The sequence below is a fragment of the Rhodovarius sp. genome (assembly GCF_040399605.1).
Taxonomy (GTDB): Bacteria; Pseudomonadota; Alphaproteobacteria; order Acetobacterales; family Acetobacteraceae; genus Rhodovarius; species Rhodovarius crocodyli_A.
Genome location: NZ_JBBARU010000121.1, coordinates 1 through 6191 on the forward strand (window position 1 = coordinate 1; position 6191 = coordinate 6191).

Below are 6191 nucleotides of genomic sequence, written 5' to 3' on the forward strand. Positions count from 1 at the left end.
GATCTGGCGCATCCCCATCGCTTCCATGGCGCCCAGGCCATGGGCACGGTGCTGCTGGCGGCCGAGGGTGCGGGGGCGCATGTGCCCGCACTTCGGGAGATCATGCCCTGCACGCTGCTGCGGCCGGGGCTTTTGCTGGCGCGTGCGCTGGGCGATGCCTCCGATGTGCGCAACCAGGTGGCGGCGGCGGTGCCTTTGCTGCGTTCTGCGGCATTTGGCCTGCCGGCGCGGCTGCCAAGGCTCTGGCGCTGCTGAGCGAGGCTTGCCAAACTGAGTCTCATGCACCTGACGCCCCGCGAAAAAGACAAGCTGCTGATCGCCATGGCCGCCGAGGTGGCGCGCAAGCGCCTCGCCCGCGGCGTGAAGCTGAACCACCCTGAGGCCATCGCGCTGATCAGTGATTTTGTGGTGGAGGGGGCGCGGGATGGCCGCTCCGTCGCTGATCTGATGCAGGCCGGGGCGAGGGTGATCAGCCGCGCCCAGGTCATGGAGGGCATTGCCGAGATGATCCATGAAATCCAGGTGGAAGCGACCTTTCCGGACGGCACCAAGCTTGTCACCGTGCATGAGCCCATCCGATGATCCCCGGTGAATATCTGTTGGCGGAAGGCGAGATTGAGTTGAATGCCGGCCTGCCCGTCACCGAGATCGAGGTGGCCAATACCGGTGACCGGCCGATTCAGGTCGGCAGCCATTATCATTTCGCCGAGACCAATCCAGCACTTGCCTTTGACCGTGCCGCCGCGCGCGGCCAGCGGCTGGATATTGCCGCCGGCACCGCCGTGCGTTTCGAGCCCGGGCAGGCCCGCCGGGTGAAACTGGTGCCCTTTGGCGGGGGGCGCGTCGTGCACGGCTTCCGGGGCGAAACCGAGGGGAAGCTCTGATGGCGAGGATCACCCGCTCTGCCTATGCCGGCATGTTCGGCCCCACCACCGGGGATAGGGTGCGCCTGGCCGATACCGAGCTTTTCATCGAAGCCGAACAGGACCTCACCACCTATGGCGAGGAGGTGAAATTCGGCGGCGGCAAGGTGATTCGTGACGGCATGGGCCAGTCCCAGGTCACCCGCGAGGGCGGCGCGATGGACACCGTTATCACCAATGCGCTGATCGTCGATCATTGGGGGATCATCAAGGCCGATATCGGGCTGAAGGATGGGCGGATCGCTGCCATCGGCAAGGCCGGCAACCCCGATACCCAGCCGGGCGTGACCATCATCATCGGCCCAGGCACCGAGATCATTGCCGGCGAGGGCCGCATCCTGACTGCGGGCGGGTTGGATGTGCATATCCACTTCATCTGCCCGCAGCAGATCGAGGAGGCGCTGGCCTCGGGCATCACCACCATGTTCGGCGGCGGCACCGGCCCGGCGCATGGCACGCTGGCCACCACCGCCACGCCCGGCCCCTGGCACATGGCCCGCATGATGCAGGCAGCCGAGGGGTTTTGCATGAATCTCGGCTTTCTGGGCAAGGGCAATGCCGCCCTGCCGGCGGGGCTGGAGGAGCAGATCATCGGCGGCGCCGCCGGCCTGAAACTGCATGAGGATTGGGGCACCACGCCCAAGGCGATCGATAATTGCTTGTCGGTGGCGGACCGGTACGACGTGCAGATCGCCATCCACACCGACACGCTGAATGAGAGCGGTTTCGTCGAGGACACCATCCGCGCGATTGGCGGCCGCACCATCCAGGCTTTCCATACTGAGGGCGCGGGCGGCGGGCATGCGCCGGATATTCTGCGCGTGGTGGGGGAGCCGAATTTTCTGCCGAGTTCCACCAACCCGACCATGCCCTATACGGTGAACACGGTGGATGAGCATCTCGACATGCTCATGGTCTGCCACCATCTCGACGCGCGCATCGCCGAGGATGTGGCCTTTGCCGAGAGCCGCATCCGGCGCGAGACCATCGCGGCTGAGGATATTCTGCACGATCTGGGCGCCATATCGATGATGTCCTCCGACAGCCAGGCCATGGGGCGGGTGGGCGAGGTGATCATTCGCACCTGGCAGACGGCGCATAAGATGAAGGTGCAGCGCGGCGCGCTGCCGGGCGAAAAGCCGAGCAATGATAATCTGCGGGTGCGGCGCTACATCGCCAAATATACCATCAACCCGGCCATTTCGCAGGGCATTGCCCAGCATGTGGGCAGTGTGGAGGTGGGCAAGCTGGCGGATTTGGTGCTGTGGTCGCCGGCGTTTTTCGGGGTGAAGCCGGATTTCGTGCTGAAATGCGGCTCCATCGCCATGGCGCCGATGGGCGACCCCAATGCCTCCATCCCCACGCCGCAGCCGGTGCATTACCGGCCGATGTTTGCCGGGTTCGGCCGGGCGCTGGCGCAATCGGCGGTGCTATTCACCTCCGGCGCGGCGCTGGAGAATGGCATTGGCGCGCGGCTGGGGCTGACGCGGCCCCTGCTGGCGGTGGGCAATACCCGCAGCGGCATCTCGAAGAAGGACATGGTGCACAACACCTACCTGCCGAAGATCGAGGTGAATGCCGAGACTTATGAGGTGCGGGCGGATGGGCAGTTGTTGGTCTGCGAACCCGCGCAATCGCTGCCGATGGCGCAGCGTTATTTTCTGTTCTGAGGCATCATGCGCCACACCCATAATATCGCCGCCGCCGGCAGTTTTTCGCCCGAATCCGCGCAGGAGACGGTGACGCTCGACTTCGATGACCGCTTCCGCCGCCGAAAAGTGTTTCGCACCGATTCCGGCGGAGAATTCCTGCTCGACCTGCCAGAGGCCCAGGTGCTGCGCGATGGCGATGGGCTGCCGCTCTCCGATGGCAGCCTCGTCCTGGTGCGCGCCGCCGCCGAGCCGCTGCTGGAAATCCAGGCCGATACGCCCGAGCATTTGATGCGTCTGGCCTGGCATCTCGGCAACCGGCATTTGCCGGCGGACCTCCAGGGCGGCAAAATCCTCATTCGTTTCGACCATGTGATCGAGCGGATGTTGATCGGCCTCGGCGCCCGGCTGGCGAAGGTGCAGGCCCCCTTCAACCCCGAAGGCGGCGCCTATGGCGAGCACAACCGCAACCCGGAGCACCAGCACGGCCACCATCACGGGGATGGCCACCACCATCACCATGATTGAGCTTTTCCGGCTGCTGACCTGGCTTTCGCCCGCCTATCCGGTGGGCGGTTTTTCGTACAGCCATGGGTTGGAGATGGCGGTGGAGGAAGGCGCGGTCACCTCCCGCGCGAGCCTGCAATCCTATATCGAGGCGGTGCTGCTGGCCGGTGCCGGGCGGGTGGATGCGGCCCTGCTGGTGGCGGCCCATCGCGCCGTGGGTGATGATGCGGCACTGGATGAGGTGGCCGAATTGGCCGGAGCCTGGCGCGGCTGCGGCGAAACCGCGCTGGAGGCCACCCAGCAGGGCGGGTCTTTTGCCAGCATCACCAACACTGTCTGGCCGCATGCCGGCTTCGCCGCGTTCAGCGCCCGCCATCCGGGGCGGCTGACCCATGCCGTGGCCTTTGGCGCTGCCGCCGGTTGCCATGGCATGGCGCTGCGGCCGGCGCTTGTGGGCTGGCTTTCGGGGTTTGCCGCCAATCTCGTCTCCGCCGGCGTGCGGCTGGTGCCGCTGGGGCAGACGGATGGCCAGCGCGTCACCGCCGCCCTGTTTCCCATCATTGAGCAGGCGGCAGATGCGGCCGAAGCCGCCAGCCTCGATAGGCTGGGCACCGCCGCCCCCATGCTCGACCAATTCTCGCTCCGTCACGAAACCCAATACACAAGGCTGTTCAGATCATGAGCAACGGTCCTCTCCGCGTGGGCGTCGGCGGCCCTGTCGGCTCCGGCAAGACCGCGCTGCTGGAGCGGCTGTGCAAGCGCCTCTCCCCCACCCATGACATCGCCGCCATCACCAATGATATTTATACCCGTGAGGACAGCGAATTCCTCACCCGCGCCGGGGCGCTGGAGCCAGCACGCATCATGGGCGTGGAAACCGGCGGCTGCCCGCATACCGCGATCCGCGAGGATGCCTCCATCAACCTCGCCGCCGTGGCCGATATGAATGCCCGCTGGCCCAATCTCGAAGTGCTGTTCATCGAGAGCGGCGGCGATAATCTGGCCGCAACCTTCAGCCCGGAATTGGCCGACCTCACCATCTACGTCATCGATGTCTCGGCCGGCGACAAAATCCCCCGCAAGGGCGGCCCGGGCATCACCCGCTCCGACCTGCTGGTGATCAACAAGACCGACCTGGCGCCACTCGTCGGCGCTGATCTCTCGGTGATGGACCGGGACGCCAGGCGGATGCGGGGCAGCCGGCCCTTTATCTTCACCAACCTCAAGGCCGAGCAGGGTGTGGCCGAGGTGGCCGCCTTCATCATTGCCCAAGGCGGTGTGCGCGCTCCATGATACCCTGACATCAGGCCCATAAGGGCCGCGTTTGGGAGAACGACCATGCACGCCACCCGCCGCGCCCTGCTGGGTGCCGCCCTTGCCACACCCGCGCTGGCGCAGAGTTTTCCCGAACGCGGTGTGCGCTACATCGTGCCCTTCACCCCCGCAGGGCTGACCGACATCATGGCCCGCATCATGGCCAATCGGCTGGGCGAGGTGTGGCAGAAGCCGGTGGTGGTGGAGAACCGCGCCGGCGGCAATGCGATGATCGGCGCCGATGCGGTGGCCAAATCAGCCCCTGACGGCCATAGCCTGCTGGCCATCACCCTCACCCATGCGGTCAATGCCACGATGTTTCCCCAGGCACCTTACAATCTGCTGCGGGATCTCTCGACCATTTCCATCCTCGGCTCGCTGCCGCTGCTGGTGGTGGTGAATGCGGCGAGCTCCATCCGCAGCCTCGATGAATTGGCCGCCACCGCCCGGGCCCGCACGCTCAATGGCGGCAGTTCGGGCAATGGTTCGCCCCCGCATCTGGGGCTGGAATTGTTTCGCCGCGCGGCCCGCGCGGGCGACAATATCACCCATGTGCCCTATCGCGGCGGCGCGCCGGGGGTGACGGATCTGGTCGCCGGCAATCTGGACTTTATGGTCAGCAACCTGCCCGAATGCATCTCCCAGGTGCAGGCCGGGCGGCTGCGCGCCTTGGCCACCACCGGCGAGGCGCGGCATCGTAGCCTGCCCGATATCGCAACCGTCAGCGAATCGGGCATGGCCGCGCTCAGCATGACGAATTGGACCGCCATGCAACTCCCCGCCGCCACACCGTCGGCGATTCGCCGGCAGATCGAGGCCGCCACCCTCTCCGTGCTGGCCGAACCCGATACAAGGCGGCGCATTCTCGATGCCGGGTTTGATGTCGAGGGGCTGGACAGCGCCCGCAGCGAGGCGTTTCTCCGCGCCGAAGTCATCCGCTGGGGAAGGCTTGTTGAAGAGGCCCGTATTCGTCCCGATGCCTGAAACCTTCTCCCGTTCCGAACTCGAAACCCTGGTTGCCCAGGCCCTGGCCGCCGCCGGCGCCCATGCGGAGATGGCGCGGCTGACCGCCATAGCCCTGGTGGATGGCGAGGCGATCGGCCAGGCCGGCCATGGTCTCTCCCGCGTGGCGCAATACGCCGCCTTCCTGCGCAATGGCCGGGCCGATGGCGCGGCGCGGCCTGAAATCATCGCCGAAAAGCCGGCTGCGGTGCTGATCGATGCCGGGCATGGCCTGGCCTATCCGGCGCTGGCCATGGCCGAGGCGGAGGGCGAGCGCCGCGCCCGCAGCCAGGGCGTGGCCTTTGTGGGCATTACCAATAGCCACCATTCCGGCGCCATGGGGCTGCCGGTGGCGCGCCTGGCCCGGCGAGGGTTGGTGGCGCTGGCCTTCACCAATTCGCCCGCGGCGATGCCGGTGGCGGGGGGGCGGCGGGCGCTGCTGGGCACCAACCCGGTTGCCGCCGGGTTCCCCCGCGCGGCGGGGCATGCACCGCTGGTGGTGGATTTGGCGCTTTCCACCGTCGCGCGGGGCACCATCAACCGCTACGCCCAATCCGGTACCCCAATCCCCGAGGGCTGGGCGCTGGACGCGGAGGGCAACCCCACCACGGATGCCAAGGTGGCGCTGTTCGGCTCGCTGGTCGCATTGGGCGGCACCAAGGGTGCGGCGCTGGCGCTGGTGGTGGAGTTGCTCTGCGTGGCGCTGACCGGCGCGGCCTTTGGCTTCGAGGCCGATGGCTTCTTCTCGGAAGAGGGCAACCGCCCCCGGCTGGGCCAGGCGCTGCTGGTGATCGAC

The 6191-nt window shown here is 66.8% G+C and carries 8 protein-coding genes and 1 pseudogene; all 9 read left to right on the top strand.

Annotated features, from left to right (window positions below; genetic code table 11):
* Positions 1-255: pseudogene (locus tag ABWP84_RS17760) on the top strand (urease accessory protein UreD); the annotation flags it as partial.
* 24 nt (positions 256-279) lie between these two features.
* Positions 280-582: an urease subunit gamma gene (locus tag ABWP84_RS17765; RefSeq protein WP_353213358.1), complete on the top strand. Its 303-nt coding sequence runs from the start codon at positions 280-282 to the stop codon at positions 580-582.
* On the top strand, positions 579-884 hold the full coding sequence (locus ABWP84_RS17770; protein ID WP_353213359.1) for an urease subunit beta: 306 nt from the start codon (positions 579-581) through the stop codon (positions 882-884). Before ABWP84_RS17765 ends, ABWP84_RS17770 begins: the two co-directional genes overlap by 4 nt.
* Positions 881-2593 carry an urease subunit alpha gene (gene ureC / locus ABWP84_RS17775; protein ID WP_353213365.1) on the top strand — a complete coding sequence of 571 codons (1713 nt, stop codon included), beginning with the start codon at positions 881-883 and terminating at the stop codon, positions 2591-2593. The genes ABWP84_RS17770 and ureC overlap by 4 nt, the downstream gene beginning before the upstream one ends.
* A gap of 6 nt (positions 2594-2599) precedes the next feature.
* A complete protein-coding gene (locus ABWP84_RS17780) occupies positions 2600-3100 on the top strand; it encodes an urease accessory protein UreE (protein ID WP_353213360.1) in 501 nt (166 codons plus the stop codon).
* Complete coding sequence (locus ABWP84_RS17785) at positions 3075-3761, top strand: urease accessory protein UreF (protein ID WP_353213361.1); 687 nt, start codon at positions 3075-3077, stop codon at positions 3759-3761. Before ABWP84_RS17780 ends, ABWP84_RS17785 begins: the two co-directional genes overlap by 26 nt.
* Positions 3758-4372, top strand: coding sequence for an urease accessory protein UreG (gene ureG, locus ABWP84_RS17790; protein ID WP_353213362.1), 615 nt, complete (start codon positions 3758-3760; stop codon positions 4370-4372). Before ABWP84_RS17785 ends, ureG begins: the two co-directional genes overlap by 4 nt.
* A gap of 45 nt (positions 4373-4417) precedes the next feature.
* Complete coding sequence (locus tag ABWP84_RS17795; RefSeq protein ID WP_353213363.1) at positions 4418-5377, top strand: tripartite tricarboxylate transporter substrate-binding protein; 960 nt, start codon at positions 4418-4420, stop codon at positions 5375-5377.
* The coding region (locus tag ABWP84_RS17800) for an Ldh family oxidoreductase (protein WP_353213364.1) at positions 5370-6191 on the top strand (822 nt) is incomplete at its 3' end. The genes ABWP84_RS17795 and ABWP84_RS17800, both read left to right, overlap by 8 nt.